The organism is Celeribacter persicus (assembly GCF_003050785.1).
In the GTDB taxonomy this organism is placed as follows: Bacteria; Pseudomonadota; Alphaproteobacteria; order Rhodobacterales; family Rhodobacteraceae; genus Celeribacter; species Celeribacter persicus.
Window position 1 is genome coordinate 160,027 of record NZ_QAOH01000003.1, and the last position, 20,648, is coordinate 180,674.

The following is a 20,648-nucleotide window of genomic DNA, read 5'->3' on the forward strand; positions in this document are numbered from 1 at the left end:
AGTCACCATATTACGTGCGTAGCTGGCTGATCCATTCAGCTGGCGTTTGACCCCGGATAGATTATCCTAGTTTTTTAGTCAAGATATGGAGATCATTCCCGTGACAGTGCTACCACCGGATCGAGCCGCGCAGCGTTGCGCGCCGGAAGGAAGCCGAAGGTGATGCCGATCAGTGTCGAGGACAGAAAGGCCACGACAATCGCGGTGGTCGAAAAACTCAACCGCACGCTGGAAGCGAATTCTTCGATCAGATAACCGCCAGTCAGGGCACCCAGAATGCCGAGAACGCCACCCACCAGACATACCATGACCGCCTCGATCAGGAACTGACTGACGATATCGGAACGCCGCGCGCCAATGGCGATGCGCACGCCGATTTCCTTGGTGCGCTCAGTCACCGAGACCAGCATGATGTTCATCACCCCGATGCCGCCCACGACAAGGGAAATCACCGCAATCATCGCCACGAGATAGGTCAGCGTCTGAGTCGTCGAAGTGATAGTTTCCCGGATCGTATCGGAGTTCGACAGGAAGAAATCCTCCGTGCCATGACGCGAGATCAACAGCGCGGTGATTTCCGCCTCGGCCTGGTCCATGTCGTAATCGTCGGTCACCCGCACCCCGATGCTGTCGAGATTGTCCTGACCGGACACCCGCGCCATTGCCGTAGTGTAGGGCACCCAGACATTGAGCGACGACGGGCCGAAACTCGCCCCCGTAGAGCGCACGACACCGATCACGCGCACCGGCACATGGCCGAGGAACAGCACCTGACCCAGCGGATCTTCCCCATCCTCGAAAAACGTGTCCTGCGTGTCCTCGTCGATCACCGCGACCTGCGTGTAGCCCTTGATATCTTCCTCACCAAAGACCGAACCGGACACGGTTTCATAGGCATGCACCTGGAAGTAATCGCCGGACACCCCGTTGATCGTCGCCGAAGCCTCGGTGTTGCGATAGCGCACCGTCGCCGAGGAGGACACAGCGGGAGAAACGCTGTCAGAGAGAGCCAGAAGCGCGAGCGCATCAGCATCCGAAGGCACAAGGGTCTCGATCCGTCCCTGATCACGCGACCCGAAACCCGAGCCCGCCCGCACGGTGATCGTGTTGGTCCCGAGCGAGGAAATATTTTCCAGCACCTTTTCCTGCGAGCCATTGCCGAGCGCGACCACCAGCACCACGGAAGCGATCCCGATGATAATCCCGAGCATGGTCAGGAAAGAGCGCGTACGGTGCGCCAGCATAGCCTTGAGCGAAATGTTGAAGGCTTCGGTCAGGCGACGGAAGGAAGCCCCGAGCCCGCCGCTTTGTTTCATCGGGCGTTCTATGGAAGCCTGCGACGGTTCTCCATCCTCCTTGCGCGTGTCGGAAATGATCCGCCCGTCGCTGATCTCGACGATCCGGTGCGCGTGTTCAGCCACATTCGGATCGTGGGTCACCATGACGATGGTGTGACCCTTGGCGTTCAGTTCCCGAAGCAAGGTGATCAGGTCCTCGCCGCTTTTGCTGTCGAGTGCGCCGGTGGGTTCGTCGGCGAGGATCACCTCGCCCCCGTTCATCAGCGCACGCGCCACGGAGACCCGCTGTTGTTGCCCCCCGGAAAGTTCAGAGGGCCGGTGATCGAAGCGGGTGTCGAGACCAAGCTGAGTCAGCAGGTGTTTCGCATGTTCACGCCGCGCAGACCGCGTCGCCCCGGCATAGATCGCAGGCACTTCCACATTGCCCACCGCATCGAGATCGGGGAGCAGTTGATATCGTTGAAAGATGAAACCGAAATGCTCACGCCGGAGCTGCGCCAACTCGTCGGGGTCGAGGTCGCTCACATCCTTACCGTTGAAACTGTAAGTCCCGGAACTGGCCCGATCAAGACAGCCGAGTATGTTCATCAGCGTCGACTTTCCCGAGCCCGACGCGCCGATGATCGCCACCATCTCACCGGGGTAAATGTCGATATCGACATCGCGCAGCACGGTGATGGTTTCGTCGCCGGCCTGAAACGAGCGGCTGATGCCACGCGCGGAAATCAGTGGTTCACTCATGACGACCTCCCCCTCAGAACATTCCCGGAGGGCCCATGCGACTGTTGCCGGAACTGCTCGGCGCGCTCACCGTACCCCCGGTCACGATCAGATCGCCTTCGCTCAGGCCCGAGACGATCTCCGCCGTCACCTTGTTGTTCAGTCCGACCTCGACCGGTTGCGGGTGGCTGGTGCCGGTTGCGGCATCGTAAATCTCGACCATGTATTGGCCGTCCGGCCCGCTGTTCAGGGCCGAAGACGGTACGGTCAGCACATCGACGGCCTCGTCGAGCACGATGGACACTTCTGTGGTCATACCGATGCGCAACATGTGATCCGGATTATCGACCTCAAGCCGCCCATTGTAATAAATCGCCTCATCCGTGCTGATCGTATCGCTGTCCTCGATCTCGGAGGGCGCGGGTTCCACATCTCGCACCACAGCCTCGAACGCCTTGTCCGGCTCGCCCAGAATGGTGAAGCTCACCTTCTGCCCCGCCGCGACATGCACGACATCGGCCTCGGAAATCTCCGCCTTCACGATCATCTTGTCGAGATTGGCGAGCTTCACGATGGTCGGCGCATCGGTACTGGCGTTCACCGTCTGCCCCTCATCGACCACCACGGCCACCACGGTCCCGGCCATCGGTGCCGTCACCTTGGTCCGGTCCAGCGCGATCTGGGCGGTGGAGACCGTCACCTCGGCACTGGATTTCTGCGCATTCAGCGCGTCAAGCTCAGCCTGATAGACCTCAAGCGTGGCCTCAGCCGCCTCGACATCCTCCTGCGAGGCGTAGTTCTGAGCATGCAGGCTGGTGACCCGCGTAAGGCTCAGTTCCGCCTGTTTGAGATTGGCTTTCTTGGCCGCGATCTGCGCCTCGATATTGGCAAGGTCCGCCTGCGCCTGCAAAAGGTCGTTCTTCTGATCCTCACTGTCGATCTGCGCGATCAGATCGCCCGCCGCGACCGTATCACCCAGCGCCACGACCAGTTCCTCGATCTGCCCCGAAGTCCGTGCGCCGACGCTCACAAGCTGACTCGCCTCGATCACGCCTGAGGCCAGAACGGTCTCCTGCACCGTCCCCCGCGTCACCGTCGCAGTTTGCGGCGGGGCGGTTTCAGTATCGCCCTTGTACCAGGTCCAGCCGAAATATCCGGCCACAACCACAAGGGCGACGATCAGGAGGCGCAACGGGGTTTTCATGGCAAACCTTTCAAGCGAAACGGAAACGGGTCGAAAACCCGCAGTTAAGACATGATACGCAGATAGGCGCGTTCTCCGTCGCTTCCACAAGGAAATCGCGGAGAAAAACCGCCGGGACCCGAAATCCCGGCGGTTTTGTCACATACCCCTACAGCTTCAGGGCGTCACCTCACCCCGCTGGAACGAGCTGCGCCAGAGGCTCATAGGTTTCCTCGTAATGATCGAGTTCCGCCTCGAACCATGCCGTGCCACGGGTCGCACCGCCAAGCGATTGAAACAACTCCCCTTCGGCCATCGCCGGAAGAAGTGCGTTGAATACGTCCCAACCGGCGGCATCGGGATGTGCATCGAACCCGAGCACCTGCCCCTTGAGCCCGGTGACCATCGGCATCAGCCCACCGGAATAGAGGCTCGGCACATGGATCGCGATCCTGTCGATCGGTTGCAGCACCACGGGTTTGCACGCGGCCAATGCTTCGCGCACCGCTGCTTTCGCCGCTGTGCGGAAGGCGTAATCGGAACTGTCCACGGCGTGATGCTTGCCGTCGGTGAGCGTCACTTTCACATCCACCACAGGCAAACCATTCGGCCCTTCCGCCAATGCATCGCGCACGCCCGCCTCAACGGCAGACATGTAATTGCGCGGCACCGCGCCACCTTTCACCACCTCTTCGAAGATGAACCCTTCACCACGGGCCAAGGGCGCGACCTCGATCACCACATCGGCAAATTGCCCGGCTCCACCGGATTGTTTGCGGTGGCGATAATGCGTTCCCCCCGGTTTCGAGATGGTCTCACACAGCGCGGGCGGGATCGGCTGGGTCTCGACCGGGACACCGAAAACATCAGTGAGTTTTTCCAGCACACGACGTTGATGCAACGCACCTTGCGTGGCGAGCACCGCCTTGCCGCTTTGCGCATCCTGTTCGACGGCCAGCCCCGGATCAATGTCGGCGAGCTTGCCGAGCGCCGCCGAAAGCCGCGCCTCGTCGCGTTCGTTCTGCGGCACCAGAAGCATACGGTTCTTCGGTTTGTGTGGCACCGCCCAATCGGGCGTGTCGATGGCCTCGGAGGCCCCATAAATCGGCGCACGCAACGCCAGATGATCGGTCTTCACCGTCAATCCGATCGCTCCCGGCGCCAGTTCGGACAACGCGGTTTTCGTGTCGACATCGACCAGTGTGCCGATCGTGCCGCCCATCAATTCGGAGCCGGGTTTCAATGTCTGACCCACGGCTCGGATCAGCACCGTCTTGCCAAGGTGTTTGATCTGATCTGCGAAAATTCCGACGGCCACGGGGGTCGTACCAAAACGCTCGGTGAGCGCCTCCACGCCGGGCACTTCGTGACGCAGGCTTTTCATCAGTCGCGTAAGCCCGTTCCCGCCTGTCGCAGAGCCAAGGAAAGCCGGGATCAGATCGTGGTGCTGCAACACTTTCGTCGCCACCTCGTAAAGCTCGTCCGACATGGGTTTCTGATCCTCGATCAGTTCCTCCAAAAGCTGATCGTCGAAATCGGCGAGATGTTCCAAAAGCTCGGCGCGGGCTTCCTGTTCTCGGACGCGGGCCGAGTCGGGCATTTCGACAAGGGCGGAGCGCTCACCCGCCTTGAAGGCCCAGGCACGCTCGGAAATCAGATCGACCATGCCGGTGATCTCGCCATTTTCACGAATCGGCACTTCGCGCAGCACGATGCCATGGGCGGAATAGGTTTGCAGCGCCGCCGCAATTTCGGCAGTGCGGTCGGTGGCGGCGTCCACCTTATTGATGAAAATCAGCGTCGGAAGACCCGAGGCCTCCAGCAGCCGAAGATAAGGTGCGGCCAGAACCGCCGCCTCGGCCTCCGCCGACACGCAAAGCACGGCGGCATCGCTCACCGCCAGCGCAGACCCGGCCTGCGCCAGACCTTCGGCCCCGCCGGGGCAATCGAGCATCGCCCAATCCTCATCGAGATAACGAAACAGGGTCACCGCGGCCTCGCCGAAAAGGCTCAGGGAACGGGGCTTTCCCGTATCGAGCCCGGCAAGCGCCGCGGCCAATGCCGATTTGCCGGATTGTGACGGTCCTAGGATGGTGACGGTTTTCATGGCTGTGTCTCCCGAGCTGTCTCGCGGACCCCGAATGGGCCGGAATGGTTCGTGTCGGGGTGACGCTACAGGATCAGGATGCGCCCTGACCTTGGCTCAGGTCAAGTTTTCGCGGTTTTCTTCCAATCACCCTCACGCCGGAAATCCTCCAGCGCAAAGTCGATCAGCGCCCGCACCTTGCGCGGCAGGGTGCGGCCTTCGAGATAGACGATGCTGACCGGATGGTACGGTCCGACGGTCTCCGGCATCAGCGCCACAAGTCGCCCCGTTTCGAGATCGTCGCCCAGCACGAAGGGCGGACAAAAGGCGATGCCATGCCCCGCGACGGCGAGATCGCGGGCGACACGGGCGCTGTTGACCATGAACCGCCCCGGCACCTGTATGAACTCCTCTTGTCCCTCCGGGCCAAAAGGCCAGCGCGTCGGGTTGCGCCGGTTGGTGTCTAGGATGCATTGATGCGCCATCAAGTCTCCGGGTTTCTGTGGCACACCATGGGTTTCGAGATAGGCGGGGGAGGCCACCAGAACCGAACGCAGTTCGCCAAGTTTTCGCCGTTTCAGGGAGGACACATCCGCTGTGCCGATCCGAAACGCGAGATCAATCCCGCCCGCAGCAAGGTCCACGTAGGCGTCACTCAGCCGCAAGTCGATGACCAGCTCCGGATGCGGCGCAGCGAAACGGGCCAGAAGGTCTTTGACATAGACCTCTCCGAAGGTGACAGGCGCGGAAATGCGGATCGTGCCGGAAAATCCGCGCGTGTCCTCGGTCACCTCCCCCAGCAGCGCGTCGAGATCATCCAAAAGCGCAGGGGCGCGGGACAAAAGCTCCTCCCCGGAAGAGGTCAGACCGACCCGTCGCGTGGTGCGTTGCAACAAGCGCACGCCAAGACGGTCCTCCAGTTCGGCAACGTATTTCGAGGTTAGCCGGTTGGAGATGCCAAGCCGCTCTGCCGCCGCCGTAAAAGACCCACTCTCCGCCGTGGCGACAAAGGCGCGCAACCCATTGATCAGATCCATCAGAGCCTCTTTAGGAACAAAATATAGAAAGTCATTTCACATATTCTCCATTTCATTCACATGCGGCAAGCTCCATCTTCAATGCAAGACATCAAACCGCTCCCCCGAGTGATCCACCGGGAGAACGATGAAAGGAGACCGCCATGAGCATCGCGCAACAGCTGCGTCAGTTGAAAGACAGCCTGAAAACCTCCGACCGCATGCCGGTCGTATTCCTCGGCCATGGCAGCCCGATGAATGCCCTTGAGGACAATGAATATTCCCGTAGCTGGTCGGCGCTCGGAAATGCCCTGCCGCATCCGCAGGCGATCCTCGTGGTTTCCGCGCACTGGATGACGCGTGGGTCCACCTTGGTGGATATTTCGCGCATGCCGAAAACCATCCATGATTTCTATGGCTTTCCTGAAGAGCTTTTCGCCCAGCAATACCCCGCCCCCGGCGCGCCCGATGTGGCGAAAGAAGTGGTGAGCCTGCTGTCCAGCCACCATGCCGAGGGCGATGACACCTGGGGCCTCGATCACGGCGCGTGGTCGGTTTTGAAATTCCTCTATCCGGGCGCGGATGTGCCGGTGTTTCAGTTGTCGATCGACATGACCAAGGACCTGCCGCATCACCTCGAAATCGGCGAAGCGCTCAAAGAATTGCGCAATCGCGGGGTGTTGATCCTCGGCTCCGGGAATATCGTCCATAACCTGCGTGCCATGCGCTGGGGCGGGAAGCCTTATGACTGGGCCGAGGAATTCGACAAGCTTTTCGCCGACCGTCTGCAAATGCGCGACCACGCCATGCTAAGCGACCGTGAGGGCCTCGGTACCCTGTTGAAAATGGCGCATCCGTCGCTCGATCACTATCTGCCAGCACTGACCATCGCAGGGGCCTCAGACAAGGACGATCATCTGTTATTCATGAACGACTCGATCGACATCGCCTCCGTCTCAATGCGCAGCTTCGTCTATTATTGAGGGATCATCATGCTTGTTGACGGACAATGGACCAAGACTTGGACCCCGGTGCAGAAGGCCGACAAGAAAGGCCGCTTCGTGCGGCAGGTGTCGAGCTTTCGCAACTGGATCACCTCGGACGGCTCAGCCGGGCCGACCGGAACGGGTGGCTTCAAGGCAGAGGCCGGGCGCTACCTGCTTTACGTCGCCTATATCTGCCCCTGGGCCTCGCGCACGCTGATGGCGAGGGCGTTCAAGGGGCTTGAAGACATCATTCCCGTGACGGTGCTGAACCCGACTCTGACCGATCAGGGCTGGATATTCGGCGGCTATCCCGGTGCAAATGACAGCGACCCGCTTTATGGCGCCACCTATATTCACGAGCTTTACACCCGCGCCGATCCGCATGTGTCGGGGCGCGCCACGGTGCCGGTGCTTTGGGATACGAAAACCGAGACCATCGTGAACAACGAAAGCGCCGACATCATCCGCATGTTCGACACCGCCTTCGAACATCTCGCACCCTCCGACATCCGGCTATACCCGGAGGACTTTGCGGGCGAGATCGACGCACTGAACCCGCTGATCTACGACAAGCTCAACAATGGGGTCTACAAGGCGGGGTTTGCCTCCTCTCAGGAGGCTTATGACGAGGCGGTCGACGGTGTGTTCGAAATGCTGGAAACGTTGGAAGACCGGCTTACCGGAGATTTCCTCTTTGGCGCACGCTTCACGGAAACCGACATTCGCACTTTCGTGACACTGATCCGCTTCGACGCCGCCTATCACGGCATTTTCAAATGCAATCGCAAACAGATCGCGGATTATCCGCGCCTCTCGGCCTATATGGACCGCATTCTGCGCCTGCCGGGCATCCGTACGACGGTGAACATGGATCACATCACGCGGGGCTATTATTCGATCAAGGCGCTGAACCCCACGGGCATTCGTCCCACGGGTCCCGCCCATATTGAGACGCTCTTGGCGTCGGTCTAAGCCGACATCTCTTCGACCGGGATCACATCGACGGCTTGTGACGTTTCATGTCCCCCGGATGTGCGCAACGCGCCGCGCACCGGGGCGACATCGCCATAATCGCGGCCATGGCCGATGGTGATGTAATCGGTCCCGGCAAACTGATCGTTCGTCGGATCGAATTCGATCCAGCCCAGTTGCTTGCCGACCCAGGCCCGCACCCAGGCATGCATCGCATCCGCACCCTCAAGCCGGGGTTGCCCCGGCGGCGGAAAGGTGCGCAGAAAGCCCGACACATAGCCCGCCGGAATGCCGATGCCGCGCAGCGCGGCGATCATTACATGGGCAAAATCCTGACAGACGCCGTGACGCTTTTCAAAAGCCTCCTCGGGTGGCGTATCGACATCGGTCGCCTCCGGATCGAAGCTCATATCGCGATGCAGTGCCCGGCCCACGGCTTCGACCGCGCCAAGCGCCGTTACCCCCTGGCCAAAACAATCGCGGGCATACTCCGTGATCGCATCTGACAGGGCGACATGTGGCGAGGCGGCGATGAAGTGGTGCGGGGCCTCCGGCGCAAGCGAGGGCACCATGAGCAATTCGTGATGCAACTCATCAAGCGGCGGCGACAGATCGAAAAGCGGCGCGGGTTCGAACCGTTCGATCCGGGCTGTCAGTTGCAGTTTCAGCGCATCAATCGGACGGTGCCAGGCCACCATGCTGACTTCATTGCCAAAGAAATCCCGCCCGTCCCGGCGTTCCTGAGGACGCGGAAAAATCGTCAGCATACGTTGACGCACGACCTGCACGCCGGGAATGTCAGAAGGGAGCAATCGCAGAATGTTGCGTGTCCGGTCGGAGGCCGCGCCATAGTTGTACTCAATAGTCAGGCTGACATCATACAACATAGCTCACCTCAGATAGGTCGAGGAAAGAAGATCGGAAACACGCGCCAACTCGCCACGGATCTCCATGAAACGCGCGGTCGTCATGTCTTCGGTCCGGGCACAGGCGATCCCCGTCTCCAGCGGCAGGATCGCACTCAACAATTCGGACGGACGACCGTGCAACTGGGCGTTAGGCAAAGCCTCGGCATGTTTGCGCAACTCCCGCACGAGGAACAACAGCCCACGCGGGTTGTCCGCATCGAGCGCCAGAAGATCGACCACCGTATCGCGGTTGCTCTCGACCCGGTAACGGCGCTGATGGGTGATGATCGAATCGCCCACCTCGACGGCGAGATCGAGAGAGCCTTCGGGCGCTGCCGGATCGGAAAAGGCCGCCAGAAGCGCGGCCATGGCATCGGCGCGTTCGAGCGCACGCCCGAAACTCAGAAACCGCCAGCCCGCAAACCGATACATGTTCTCATGCACGAGACCCGTAATCCCCGCGATCTTGCGCACCAGAACCGACATGGCACGGGCACAATCGTCGCCGGGTTGCACCGTCTCGGTCATCCGTTGTGCGGTTTTCAGAAGATCGCCCAGCGCCGACATACCATCGGTGGAGAACCGATCCCGCACCCGCATGGCACAACTGCGCGCCGCTACGATCCGGGTGATCAGCGCTTCGGGCATGGGCTGCGCAAGATCAATGCCAAAGCCCGCGAGATAATCACGCAACATCCTGAGACGCGGATCGTTGCGATTGTCCGTCGCCGCCAGCCGCAGATGATAGGCGCGCACCAGACGCGCGGCGTCCTCTGTCCGTTCGATATATCGGCCCAACCAGTAAAGATTATCGGCGGCACGGGCCGGAAGCACTCCGGGACTGACCCGGCGATAGTTGCCCTCGACCCGGCGTTTCGGCCCTTCCTTGGGCAGAGGTCGGTCGGAGACGACCCAGACGTCGGCCACCGAGCCGCCGCGCTGCATCGCAAGTGCCGTGGCATCCCCCGTGCTGCCGATCCGGGCATAACCGCCCTTCATGAATTGCCAGCCGTTCGCGGTGCGCGCCGCGAACACCCGCACCGTCATGGGTCGCGGCACAACACGACCGGTCTCGCCATCGTCGACCCATGCCGGGGTGGTCGACAACGTTACCGCCTCCTGCCCCACCAGATGATCGCCCTCCCGGTCGAGCCAGTCGGCAATCGAGCCCATCGCCGTACCGCGGAATTCGCCGCCAAGCGCCGTGGTCGCGCCCAGATCGAAAGGCAGGTCCACCGCATCCGCCGGGCCGATCAACATGTTCTGGGCATTGTCGCGCACATAATTGCGCTCATTGAGCCCACCGCACCACCAGGTGGCGATGTTCGGCAGCTTGAGGCTTTCACCCATCAGAACTTCGCTGATCCGGGGCAGGAACGCCATCATCGCCCGCATTTCCAACACGCCCGAACCCAGCGCATTAGCCATGGCAAGATGCCCTGTGCGCACGGCTTCCATCAGGCCGGGGGTTCCAATCTGCGAGGTCGGATTGAATTCCAGCGGGTCGGCAAAGCTCGCGTCGATCCGTCGCCAGAGCATGCCGAGCGGCTGCAACCCCTCTATGGTCCGCACCATGGCTTCGCCGTTCTCGACCACGATGTCCTCACCTTCGAGCAGCATCATGCCGAGATAGCGCGCGATATAGGTGTGTTCGTAATAGGTATCGTTCGATGGCCCCGGCGTCAGAATACCGCTCATCCGCGGATGTCTGTAGGACGGTGAGGCCAACTCCTCCGTCGCCTCACGAAAGGCGCTGAAAAAACCGGAGAGCTTATGGATATGTGCACGCGGGAAACGCTCCGGAAAAATCCGGCCCGTCGCCATGCGGTTCTCAAGCGCAAACCCTGCGCCAGAGGGGGCCTGTGTGCGATCACCCAAGACGAACCACGAGCCATCCGGCGAACGCCCGATCTCGAAGGCGATGAAATGCAGGTAATGCCCGCCGCGAGGCTCTACCCCCACCATGGGACGCAGCCATTGCGGCGAACGCGCCACCAGGTCTGCGGGGAGGTGACCGTCACTGACAAGGCTGCCGGGACCGTAGAGATCGGCCATCACCTGTTCGAGCAAATCGGCGCGCTGGGTCAGCCCCGCGCAGATATGCTCCCATTCCAGCTCATGCAGGATCACCGGAATATGGCTGAGTGGCCAGGCACGTTCGGCCAGCGGATCATTGGAATATTGCCGGAAAAACACGCCCGCATCGCGCAGGTATTGATCGCCACGTTCGAAGCGAGCGCCGATATCATCGGGCGAGAGTCGGGAAAACCGGTCGACAAAGCGCCGCCAGACGGGCCGCATCTGGCCCGTGGCGTCGAACAGCTCATCGGCCACACCGGGGGTTTGCTCATAGGCGGCAAACAGGTCCGGCTGGGCGGAGACCCGTATCGGGTTTTGCGTCATCGCGAAGTCCGATCTCGTCGTCAGGTGTCTCAGATGAGTCCAATGGGCCGTCTGAGGTCAAGCGTCAAGGGAAACTCCGGGTGCGGCATTTCGGTTCCCGGCGTATAGCTTCCGGGGGTATGACCATAGGGTTCGAACCGTGCGAGACGCCGCGCCTCGGCCTCGTTGCCATTGACCGGGAAGGTTTCGTAATTCCGTCCGCCGGGGTGCGCGACATGATAGGTACACCCGGCGATGGGCCGCCCTGTCCAGTCGTCATAGATGTCGAAATGCAGCGGTGCGTTGACGGGAAGGACCGGGTGCAGCGCTTCGGGCGGTTGCCAAGCCTTGAACCGCACACCCGCGACGGAAACGCCCGAGGTCTGGGTCCGCGCCAAGGGCACGGGGCGGCGGTTGCACATGATCCGATAGCGGTCCTGATGCAGCGTGGTCATCTTGACCTGAAGCCGTTCGACGGAACTGTCGGTGTAGCGCACCGTGCCGCCGATGGCGCCGGTTTCGCCCAACACATGCCAAGGCTCCAAAGCCTGACGCACTTCGAGATGCACGCCTTCCGCCTCGATCTGGCCGCAGAAGGGAAAGCGGAATTCGGCCTGCGCCTTGAACCACTCGGGGTCCATCTCGAAGCCGTGGTGTTTAAGATCGGCCAGAAGCGACAGCAGGTCTTCCCACAGGTAATGCGGCAGCATGAAGCGGTCGTGCAGCACCGTGCCCCAGCGCACGGGCTTGCCCTCGACCGGCGCGTTCCAGCAGCGCGCGATGATGGCGCGCAGGAGCAGTTGCTGCGCGAGAGACATGCGCGGGTCTGGCGGCATCTCGAAGCCGCGGAACTCCACAAGGCCAAGCCGTCCGGTCGGTCCGTCGGGGGAATAGAGTTTGTCGATACAAATCTCTGCCCGGTGGGTGTTGCCGGTCACGTCCGTCAGCATGTTCCTGAGCAGCCGGTCAACGAGCCACGCGGGCGGCACGGCACCCTCGCTCGGCGGTTTGATCTGCGACAGCGCAATCTCAAGCTCGTAAAGCGTATCGTGCCGCGCCTCGTCGATGCGCGGCGCCTGAGAGGTCGGGCCGATGAAAAGACCGGAAAACAGGTAGGACAGAGACGGGTGTCTTTGCCAGATCAGGATCAGCGACTTGAGCAAATCCGGACGGCGCAGAAACGGGCTATCCGACGGCGTCGCACCGCCCACGACAACGTGGTTTCCGCCGCCCGTGCCGGTGTGGCGACCGTCGATCATGAACTTGTCGGCACCCAGACGCGACTGCCGCGCCTCTTCATAGATCGCTTCCGTGGTGGCGACACAATCCTCCCAGCTATGCGCCGGATGGATGTTTACCTCAATCACGCCCGGATCGGGGGCGACGCGAATGACATTGAGACGCGGATCGTGCGGCGGGGAATAGCCCTCGATATGGATCGGCAGGCCAAGCTCCTCGGCGGTGGTCTCCGCCGTCGCGAGCAATTCGAGGTAATCCTCCAAGGTCTCACAAGGCGGCATGAACAGGCACAACCGCCCGTCGCGCGGCTCGATGGTGATCGCGGTGCGCACCTGCCCGCCTGCCGGATCGACGCCCTGCGCCATGATTTTTTGGCGTTCCACGCCGTCGCCCTGCGCCTCGGACACCGGCTGGCTATGCCCTTCCGACGTCTCGGGCAACATCTCGGCGCGTTCTTTCACCTCCAATGCGATGCGCGCGGCCTCTTCCTGTTCCATCCGGGCGATCTCTTGGCGCACCTTTTTGCGGCGTTCGTCGAGTGCGGCATGGAAATCCGGCAGGGGCGCGTGATCCATCATCGGATCGGCAGGGTAGGAATAGGGATAGGCAGCGGGCGGAATATATGGCAGCGCATTCAAGGGCAGGCGAAATCCCACCGGGCTGTCGCCGGGGATCAGGAACAGATGCCCGCGCCGGGTTTTCCAAAGCTCGGAGAGCCAGCGCGACCCGGCCTTCGATTGCCAGCGCTGGATCGGCAGGACAAAACCCGAAGGCTCGGTCAGCCCGCGCGAGAAGACACGGGCGAAACGGGCGCGGTCTTCGGGGTTCTTGAGCTTGGAATTCTCCGGCGTGACGTTGTCCGGCAGAAGCGATTCCTTCAAAATCCACTCGCCGGGGTCCTCATAGGCAGGCTGGGCATTTTCCGGATCGACCCCGAGATGTTGCGCGAAGCTGCGCATGAAATCGCCCGCGTCTTTCGCCCCTGCCGGGCTGGGCGTATCCTCTCTGGCGATCAGGTTCGGGTTCTTCCACACCGGTTTGCCATCATGTCGCCAGTAAAGCGAAAACGTCCAGCGTGGCAGGCTCTCGCCCGGATACCATTTGCCCTGTCCGTAATGCAGGAATCCACTGGGCGCGAAGCGATCCCGTAGACGGCGAATGAGCGTATCGGCCAGCCCGCGTTTCTGCGGCCCGACGGCGGCAGTGTTCCATTCGTCGCTCTCGAAATCGTCGATCGACACGAAGGTTGGCTCGCCGCCCATCGTGAGGCGCACATCACCGTCTTTCAGCGCTTCGTCCACCTTACGCCCCATGGCGTTGAGCTTGTCCCAGCTTTCCTCGGAGAAGGGCTTGGTAATCCGGGGATGTTCCGCCACGCGTTTGACCTGCATGTCGAAATCGAACGTGACTTCAGGCGTGCCGAGCGAGGAATACCCCCCGGCAATCGGAGCGGCGTTACGATAATGCGGTGTGGCGACCAGCGGGATATGACTTTCGCCGGTCAAAAGCCCGGAGGTCGGATCGAGCCCGATCCAGCCCGCGCCGGGTAGGAACACCTCGCACCAGGCGTGCAGATCGGTGAAATCGTGATCCGTCCCTGAAGGCCCGTCGAGCGCCTCAAGATCGGGCTTGAGCTGAATGAGATAGCCGGAGACAAAGCGCGCAGCAAAGCCCAAATGGCGCAGCACCTGCACAAGCAACCACGAACTGTCGCGACAGGAGCCGGACTTGCACGACAGTGTTTCATCCGGCGTCTGCACTCCCGCCTCCATGCGGATGGTGTAATCCACATACTCGGAGATTTTGGCATTCAGACCGACAAGGAAATCGACCGTGCGTTCCTTCTCGCCTTCTTTGGGAAAATCGAGTGACCCCATGAACTGCGCCAGAAGCGGGCCTTCAGGCTCCGGCGTGCGGTAGATCACCAGATCGTCCTTGAGATCATCCGGGTACTCGAACGGCCAGTGTTCCGCGCTTTCCTCAACAAAAAAATCGAACGGGTTATAGACCGTCATATCGGCGACCAGATCGACCTCGATCTTGAACTCGCGCACCGGCTCCGGGAAGACGAAGCGCGACTGCCAGTTGCCATATGGATCCTGCTGGTGGTTCACGAAATGGCCTGCGGGCGTCACCTTGAGCGCGTGCGAAATCACCCGTGTACGGGAATGCGGCGCGGGGCGCAGGCGGATGATCTGGGGGCTAAGCTCGACATTGCGATCGTATTTGTAATGGGTGACGTGATGAATGGATGCGTAGATCGCCATAGTCCTGACTTCGCCCTCTCGCGGCCTCGTATACCGTCAGATTAGAAGGCGGCCCCAAAGGCTTCACGGCGAAAACGCAACGTCCTGCCGGAATCGCGAGAGATTCAGGCAGGGCGCTTAATTTTTCATCGCGGCTCTCCCTCAGAGATCGAAACTCTGCCCCACGGAGGGCATCTCGACCTCCGACACGTCCAGCGTCCCGGCAAAGGCCTTCATCGCGTGGGCCTCGCCGTGGACGAGGAACACGCGTTGGGGCTTGCCGGTCAGCGCCAGCCAGTGCCGCAAATCGTCGGCATCGGCATGGGCGGAAAACCCGTTGATCGTGTGGATCTGCGCACGCACCGGGATCATCTCGCCGAAAAGTTTCACCTCTTTCGCACCGTCAATGATAATCCGCGCCAAAGTACCCTCAGCGGCATATCCCACGAAAATCACGGAACAATCCGCCTGCGACAGATTATGGCGCAGATGGTGACGCACCCGTCCTCCGGTGCACATGCCGGAGCCCGCCATGATCACGGCACCGGAGCGAATACGGTTCAGCGCCATCGAGTCCTGCGCCTCACGGGTGAAATGCAGCTCCGGCAGATCAAACGGGTCCTTACCGGCCCGGAACTGATCGCGCAGCTCGGGCCGCATGACGTCCTGATGACGTTTGAAAATCCTTGTGGCGGAGATCGCCATGGGCGAGTCGAGGAATACCGGCATGGAGCGCCTGATGCGCCCCTTGCTCATGCCATCGCGGAGAAACCAGAGCAATTCCTGCGCCCGCTCCAAGGCGAAAGTCGGAATAATGACATTTCCACCCCGCACATCCGCCGCATTGACCGCATCGTAGAATTCCTCGACCGAGGCCTCCAGACTGCGGTGATCGCGGTCTCCATAGGTGGTTTCCATGATCACCACGTCCACATCGTCCGGCGGCACGGGATTGTTGAGAAGCGGACGCTCCTGCGGCCCGAGATCGCCGGAGAACAGCACCACCTTGCGCCGCCCGTTCTCCGACAGTTCCAGCCGGATCGAGGCGGAGCCAAGGATATGACCCGCATCAAAGTAAGTCGCAGTGATGCCGGGAAACAGGTGTATCGGCTGGCGGTAGACGGCATTGCGCCCGAACAGATCGACCGCATCGAGCGCATCCATCGTGTCGTAAAGCGGCTCATTGTGACCGCCGCGTTCGCCATGGCGATGGTGGCGGCGCGCTTCTTCCTCGTGGAGATGAGCCGAGTCCATCATCACCAGACGCGCCAGATCGCGTGTCGCGGAAGTGGCGATGATTTCGCCCTCGAACCCGCGTTTGACCAGCAAAGGCAGACGTCCGCAGTGGTCGAGATGCGCATGGGTCAACAGCACCACGTCGATGTCTTTCGGATTGAACCCGAAATCGGCGGCATTGTCGTCATGCAACTCATGCCCACCCTGAAACATGCCGCAATCGACGAGGATCTTCTTGCCTCCGCATTCGATCAGATGGCACGAGCCCGTGACTTGCCGGGCGGCTCCATGGAAGGAAATTTTCATTCCGGTCTCCTTTCAGGCGGGGCGACGAGATTGCGACCGGTGCGCGCATACCAACGCAGGATGTCGTCCCAGATTTCCTGCGCCTCTTCCGCGAACCAGAAGAGATCGCGGTCTTCCGGGTCGATCACGCCTTCCTCCATGAGGAAATCGATATCGAATGCCCGGGACCAATACTCTTCCCCGACAAGAATCACCGGCACCGGATGAATTTTCCGCGTCTGGATCAGGGTGAGCGTTTCAAACAGCTCATCGAGCGTGCCGTAACCGCCGGGAAACACCACCAGAGCCCGCGCACGCAGCAGAAAATGTAGCTTGCGCAGGGCGAAATAGCGAAACCGGAAACACAGATCCGGCGTGATATAGGGGTTCGGGAATTGCTCTCGCGGCAGGTTGATATTGAGACCCACTGTGCGCGATCCGGACTCGGAAGCGCCACGGTTCGCCGCCTCCATCATCCCCGGGCCGCCACCTGTCACGACAACAAGCCGATTGCCATGCGGTCCTTCCTGCGCGCCGACGATACGTCCGAATTCCCGTGCAACGTCGTAATAGCGACTTTTCTCGGCGACCCGTTCGGCAATCGAGAGTTTCTGTTTCAGGCCCGTGTCATTTGGGCAGGTCGCACACTCCGCCTTCAGCCGCTCGACCCGCGCCCACGCGACGGATGGCTCGGGAATGCGTGTGCCTCCGAAGACGACGATGGAATGGGCGATGCCCTGTTCCCGCAGCAAACTCTCCGCCTTCTGGTAATCGAGCATCAATCGCGTGCCGCGCATCTCGTCTTCGTTGAGAAAATCCACGTCCTCATCGGCAAGACGATAATTCGGGCTGTCCATGATCCGGCGGATCAACTCGGGGGCCTGCTCATCCTCGCGTTCCGATTTCGGCATGCATTCCGGCAGTTCGACCTCGCGCGTGTCCTCACGCACGGGCAAGGGCTTGCGCGCGGTATTCTCCGGTGTTCTGGCCATCGGCCCTCCTCCTCAGGCGTGCATGAGGCTTGCGGTCGCAAGCTCCACAATCTCGCCCGTAATCTCCTCCTGTCGCAGTCGCCGCGAGGTCCTGATCATCTCGTCGAGCGTCTCCTCGGTGTTCTCCTGAGCGGCGATCATCGCCCGCATCCGGGCTTCGTTCTCCGCCGCGAAAGACAGCATGACCGCCTCGCTCAGTTCCGCAAAAATGTATTCTTCCACAAGGCTTTGCAAGAGCTGCCCCGGCGGCAGGGTGGTCTCGGGCGCAATCTGTGTTTTCGGCATGGGAAAGCGGCTGTAGTCGAAGGGCACCAGCGTTTTGCACACCACTTTCATCTCTTCCGAACCGTCAGGACTGGCATGCACCACGCTCACTTGGCTCAGAGTGCCCTGCGTGAAAATCGCGTCCGTGAGCCGTGTCGCCAGCGTCGTGGTCTGGGCGGCATGCAGGACCATCGGCGCGGACCATGAGACCGTCAACTTGCGCTCTTCCGCAACCGACAGACCCCGATCCCCGATCAGGAACAGCTCCGCTCCGTCCACACATTCCGCTTTCCCCGCATCGAACACACGCTCGGAATAGGTGCCCGCGAACCCCTGCTCCGCCGCAAAGACCAGCACGACATGACGACCCGCTCTCCCCGAGGCACTCCCCGCATCCGGCAGGGGCAACAGGGTCAGCGCTTCGCCGATCGCCGTGCCGATGGTGGCGGCATAGGTCCGGATACTGTCGAGATGCTGATGCGCGTCCTGCACCCGCGAGGCCGCAATCCCGCGCATCGCGGTGATCACCGACGAGAGCTTGTGGACCGTCTCGATCCGCGCGGAAATTTCGGCAAAGCGTTCACTCATGGCGTGACCCGTAGCGTTTGCGCCAGAGCCTTCACCGCTGCAACCAGAGGGCCGCGCAGATCGTCGTCGATCTTGCCGCTTTTCATCACCGCCGAGACCTGTTCCGGCGCTTTCTGATCGAGCCAGCCGGGCAGGCGTTCCCTGAGTTCCGGGATCACCTCCGGCACGGCCTCATCAAGCGCCCCGTCGGCCAGAGCCGCCAGCAAGGCCACCTGATCGACCAGTCGCAACCCGCTGTAACGTGGCTGCGTCAAAAGTGCCCGGATGCGTTCGCCACGGGCGATCTGCGTCTTGACCCGCACATTGGAAATACCCCCGAAACGAGTGAACATTTCCAACTCCAGAAACTGCGCGTAATCGAGCCGCACCCGGCCCGAAACCGCCCGGAGCGCGGGTTTCTGCGCCTTGCCACCGACCCGGCTGACCGAAAGGCCGACATCGACGGCGGGGCGTTGATTGGCGGAAAACAGATGGGTGTTCAGCACGATCTGCCCGTCGGTGATCGAGATCAGGTTGGTCGGGATATAGGCGGAAAGGTTACCCGCATCGGTCTGCGCAATCGGGAGCGCCGTAATGGAGCCGCCACCCAGTTCGGGCGAGAGCTTCGCCGCCCGCTCCAGAAGTCGCGCATGAAGGTAGAAAATGTCACCCGGATAGGCCTCCCTCCCCGGCGGCTCGCGGGTCAGAAGCGCAAGCTCGCGATGGGTCGCGGCGTGGAGCGTCAGATCGTCGATGACGATCAGAACGTCCTGCCCCTTGTCGCGGAAATATTCCGCCATGGTCATCCCAGCAAAAGGCGCCATCCATTGCAGACCCGCCGGGGCAGAGGACGTGCCGACCACAAAGATGCAGCGCTCCGGCGCACCGTGTTCGCGCACGGCGGAGACGACCCGTTCGACCGCTGTGGCGCGCTGGCCAACGGCGACGTAGATGCAGATCACATCGGTGTTCTTCTGGTTCACGATGGCATCGACGGCGAGCGCCGTTTTGCCCGTCGCGTGATCCCCGACGATCAGCTCGCGCTGCCCCCGACCCAGCGCAAAAAGGCTGTCGACCACAAGCACGCCAGTTTCCAAAGGCTCGGACACCAGATCGCGTTCGATGATCTCCGGCGCGGGACGCTCAACCGGCAGGGTTTCTTTCGTTTGCGGCGCGGGGCGGTCGTCCATCGACCGCCCGAGCGGGTCGACGACGCGCCCCAAAAGCGCCTCCCCCACCGGCACACGCAGCACGTCGCCCGTGTCACTCACACGTTCGCCGACCTCGACCGACGCCGTGTCGTCAAGCAGAACCGCAGCGATTTCATCCCGGTCGAGACTATGAGCGAAAGCATAGCCGCCGCTCTCGAACCGCAGCAGAGCGCCCAAGGCGACATCCGGCAGGCCGGTGACCTGCGCGATACCGTCGGCCACGCGGGCGACCCAGCCGACCGGCTCGGCCTCCGGCGCCAGATCGGTCTGCGCCAGTTTTGCCCGTTTGTCATCGAGCCAATTCGTCGGTGTCTCAGTCATGCTTGCGCACCTCCGCCGTGATGCGGTCCAGATCGGCACGGAAATGGTTGCGCACGATGGCCGTCGCCGTGTCGAGTTCGAGCCCCGCGATCAGTTCGGGGGCCTCCGTGACCTCGATCTCGACCGCGCGCCCAAGGATCTTGCCAAGCCCGTCACGCAGTTGGGCGATCTCTGCCTCTGTAGGCATCTGCGCCGCCCGAAGCGGCACCGGACCGTTCAGACCGATCCCCGTGCGCGTGCTTTCCGGCAACGCACCCACGGCCTCCACAAGCCCGTCGATAAACCCGGCGATCCGCGCCTCTTTCGGCAGGCGCGCCAAAAGCCGCTCGGCAATGTCGCCGGCAAGCACTCCGGCCTGTTCCGACAGGGCTTCCTCTTGCGCCTTGCTCTGACGCGCCAGGTCCTCTTTCGCCTGCACGCGCGCCTTGTCCAACTCGGCCTGAAGCTCCGCCATAAGGCGCTGTTTCTCGACTTCGGCATCCTTGCGAACCTCGGCGATCTTTTCCGCACGCTCGCTCAGAACCGCCTGTTTCGCCGCCTCCGCTTCCGCGCGAGCGGTTTCGGCGGCGACCTTCGCGGCCTCGGCCTCATCCAGCGCAGCATGCGCGGCGGCCTGACGCTCCGCGATGATCTTCGCCACCGGACGGAACAGGAACCGCGCCAGAAGCCACAGAAGGATCAGGACGTTGACGGTCTGAAGACCCAGTGTCCACCAGTCGATGGTCATGAAGCGCCC

The 20,648-nt window shown here is 61.7% G+C and carries 14 protein-coding genes; 2 read left to right on the forward strand and 12 right to left on the reverse strand.

Going from position 1 to position 20,648, the window contains the following annotated elements:
• Positions 1–92 precede the first annotated feature (92 nt).
• The 4 genes from C8N42_RS05495 to C8N42_RS05510 all read right to left on the reverse strand — a co-directional run bounded on the left by C8N42_RS05495 (position 93) and on the right by C8N42_RS05510 (position 6,324).
• Positions 93–2,039 carry a MacB family efflux pump subunit gene (locus C8N42_RS05495; protein WP_107815546.1) on the reverse strand — a complete coding sequence of 649 codons (1,947 nt, stop codon included), beginning with the start codon at positions 2,037–2,039 and terminating at the stop codon, positions 93–95.
• 13 nt (positions 2,040–2,052) lie between these two features.
• The gene (locus C8N42_RS05500) at positions 2,053–3,222 is read right to left on the reverse strand and encodes an efflux RND transporter periplasmic adaptor subunit (RefSeq protein WP_107815547.1); all 1,170 of its coding nucleotides are present in this window, start codon (positions 3,220–3,222) and stop codon (positions 2,053–2,055) included.
• Between the two features lie 169 nt (positions 3,223–3,391).
• Positions 3,392–5,308, reverse strand: coding sequence for an elongation factor G (locus C8N42_RS05505; RefSeq protein ID WP_107815548.1), 1,917 nt, complete (start codon positions 5,306–5,308; stop codon positions 3,392–3,394).
• A gap of 101 nt (positions 5,309–5,409) precedes the next feature.
• Positions 5,410–6,324, reverse strand: coding sequence for a LysR family transcriptional regulator (locus C8N42_RS05510; protein WP_107815549.1), 915 nt, complete (start codon positions 6,322–6,324; stop codon positions 5,410–5,412).
• A 143-nt stretch (positions 6,325–6,467) separates the two neighbouring features.
• On the opposite strand from C8N42_RS05510, the gene ygiD reads away from it, so the two are divergent.
• A complete protein-coding gene (ygiD, locus tag C8N42_RS05515; RefSeq protein ID WP_107815550.1) occupies positions 6,468–7,286 on the forward strand; it encodes a 4,5-DOPA-extradiol-dioxygenase in 819 nt (272 codons plus the stop codon).
• 9 nt (positions 7,287–7,295) lie between these two features.
• On the forward strand, positions 7,296–8,261 hold the full coding sequence (locus C8N42_RS05520) for a glutathione S-transferase family protein (RefSeq protein WP_107815551.1): 966 nt from the start codon (positions 7,296–7,298) through the stop codon (positions 8,259–8,261).
• Here C8N42_RS05520 and C8N42_RS05525 read toward each other — a convergent pair.
• The 8 genes from C8N42_RS05525 to C8N42_RS05560 all read right to left on the reverse strand — a co-directional run bounded on the left by C8N42_RS05525 (position 8,258) and on the right by C8N42_RS05560 (position 20,639).
• The gene (locus C8N42_RS05525) at positions 8,258–9,148 is read right to left on the reverse strand and encodes a transglutaminase family protein (RefSeq protein ID WP_107815552.1); all 891 of its coding nucleotides are present in this window, start codon (positions 9,146–9,148) and stop codon (positions 8,258–8,260) included. The genes C8N42_RS05520 and C8N42_RS05525 overlap by 4 nt on opposite strands.
• A 3-nt stretch (positions 9,149–9,151) precedes the next feature.
• On the reverse strand, positions 9,152–11,572 hold the full coding sequence (locus C8N42_RS05530; RefSeq protein WP_107815553.1) for a circularly permuted type 2 ATP-grasp protein: 2,421 nt from the start codon (positions 11,570–11,572) through the stop codon (positions 9,152–9,154).
• 29 nt (positions 11,573–11,601) lie between these two features.
• A complete protein-coding gene (locus tag C8N42_RS05535; RefSeq protein ID WP_107815554.1) occupies positions 11,602–15,057 on the reverse strand; it encodes a transglutaminase family protein in 3,456 nt (1,151 codons plus the stop codon).
• A gap of 141 nt (positions 15,058–15,198) precedes the next feature.
• Entirely contained in the window at positions 15,199–16,578 is a 1,380-nt protein-coding gene (locus C8N42_RS05540) for an MBL fold metallo-hydrolase (protein WP_107815555.1), read from the reverse strand.
• Positions 16,575–17,549, reverse strand: coding sequence for an LOG family protein (locus C8N42_RS05545; RefSeq protein WP_107815556.1), 975 nt, complete (start codon positions 17,547–17,549; stop codon positions 16,575–16,577). Before C8N42_RS05545 ends, C8N42_RS05540 begins: the two co-directional genes overlap by 4 nt.
• Positions 17,550–17,561: 12 nt before the next feature.
• Entirely contained in the window at positions 17,562–18,401 is an 840-nt protein-coding gene (locus C8N42_RS05550) for a F0F1 ATP synthase subunit gamma (protein WP_107815557.1), read from the reverse strand.
• Positions 18,398–19,912, reverse strand: coding sequence for a F0F1 ATP synthase subunit alpha (locus tag C8N42_RS05555; RefSeq protein WP_107815558.1), 1,515 nt, complete (start codon positions 19,910–19,912; stop codon positions 18,398–18,400). The genes C8N42_RS05550 and C8N42_RS05555 overlap by 4 nt, the downstream gene beginning before the upstream one ends.
• Entirely contained in the window at positions 19,905–20,639 is a 735-nt protein-coding gene (locus C8N42_RS05560; RefSeq protein WP_107815559.1) for a F0F1 ATP synthase subunit B family protein, read from the reverse strand. The genes C8N42_RS05555 and C8N42_RS05560 overlap by 8 nt, the downstream gene beginning before the upstream one ends.
• Between the last annotated feature and the right edge of the window lie 9 nt (positions 20,640–20,648).

Coding starts and splice junctions, on each gene's coding strand:
- C8N42_RS05530 (WP_107815553.1), bottom strand. CDS start 11,572: ATGACGCAAAACCCGATACGGGTCTCCGCCCAGCCGGACCTGTTTGCC.
- C8N42_RS05545 (WP_107815556.1), bottom strand. CDS start 17,549: ATGGCCAGAACACCGGAGAATACCGCGCGCAAGCCCTTGCCCGTGCGT.
- ygiD (WP_107815550.1), top strand. CDS start 6,468: ATGAGCATCGCGCAACAGCTGCGTCAGTTGAAAGACAGCCTGAAAACC.
- C8N42_RS05520 (WP_107815551.1), top strand. CDS start 7,296: ATGCTTGTTGACGGACAATGGACCAAGACTTGGACCCCGGTGCAGAAG.
- C8N42_RS05540 (WP_107815555.1), bottom strand. CDS start 16,578: ATGAAAATTTCCTTCCATGGAGCCGCCCGGCAAGTCACGGGCTCGTGC.
- C8N42_RS05560 (WP_107815559.1), bottom strand. CDS start 20,639: ATGACCATCGACTGGTGGACACTGGGTCTTCAGACCGTCAACGTCCTG.
- C8N42_RS05525 (WP_107815552.1), bottom strand. CDS start 9,148: ATGTTGTATGATGTCAGCCTGACTATTGAGTACAACTATGGCGCGGCC.
- C8N42_RS05495 (WP_107815546.1), bottom strand. CDS start 2,039: ATGAGTGAACCACTGATTTCCGCGCGTGGCATCAGCCGCTCGTTTCAG.
- C8N42_RS05510 (WP_107815549.1), bottom strand. CDS start 6,324: ATGGATCTGATCAATGGGTTGCGCGCCTTTGTCGCCACGGCGGAGAGT.
- C8N42_RS05550 (WP_107815557.1), bottom strand. CDS start 18,401: ATGAGTGAACGCTTTGCCGAAATTTCCGCGCGGATCGAGACGGTCCAC.
- C8N42_RS05505 (WP_107815548.1), bottom strand. CDS start 5,308: ATGAAAACCGTCACCATCCTAGGACCGTCACAATCCGGCAAATCGGCA.
- C8N42_RS05500 (WP_107815547.1), bottom strand. CDS start 3,222: ATGAAAACCCCGTTGCGCCTCCTGATCGTCGCCCTTGTGGTTGTGGCC.
- C8N42_RS05555 (WP_107815558.1), bottom strand. CDS start 19,912: ATGACTGAGACACCGACGAATTGGCTCGATGACAAACGGGCAAAACTG.
- C8N42_RS05535 (WP_107815554.1), bottom strand. CDS start 15,057: ATGGCGATCTACGCATCCATTCATCACGTCACCCATTACAAATACGAT.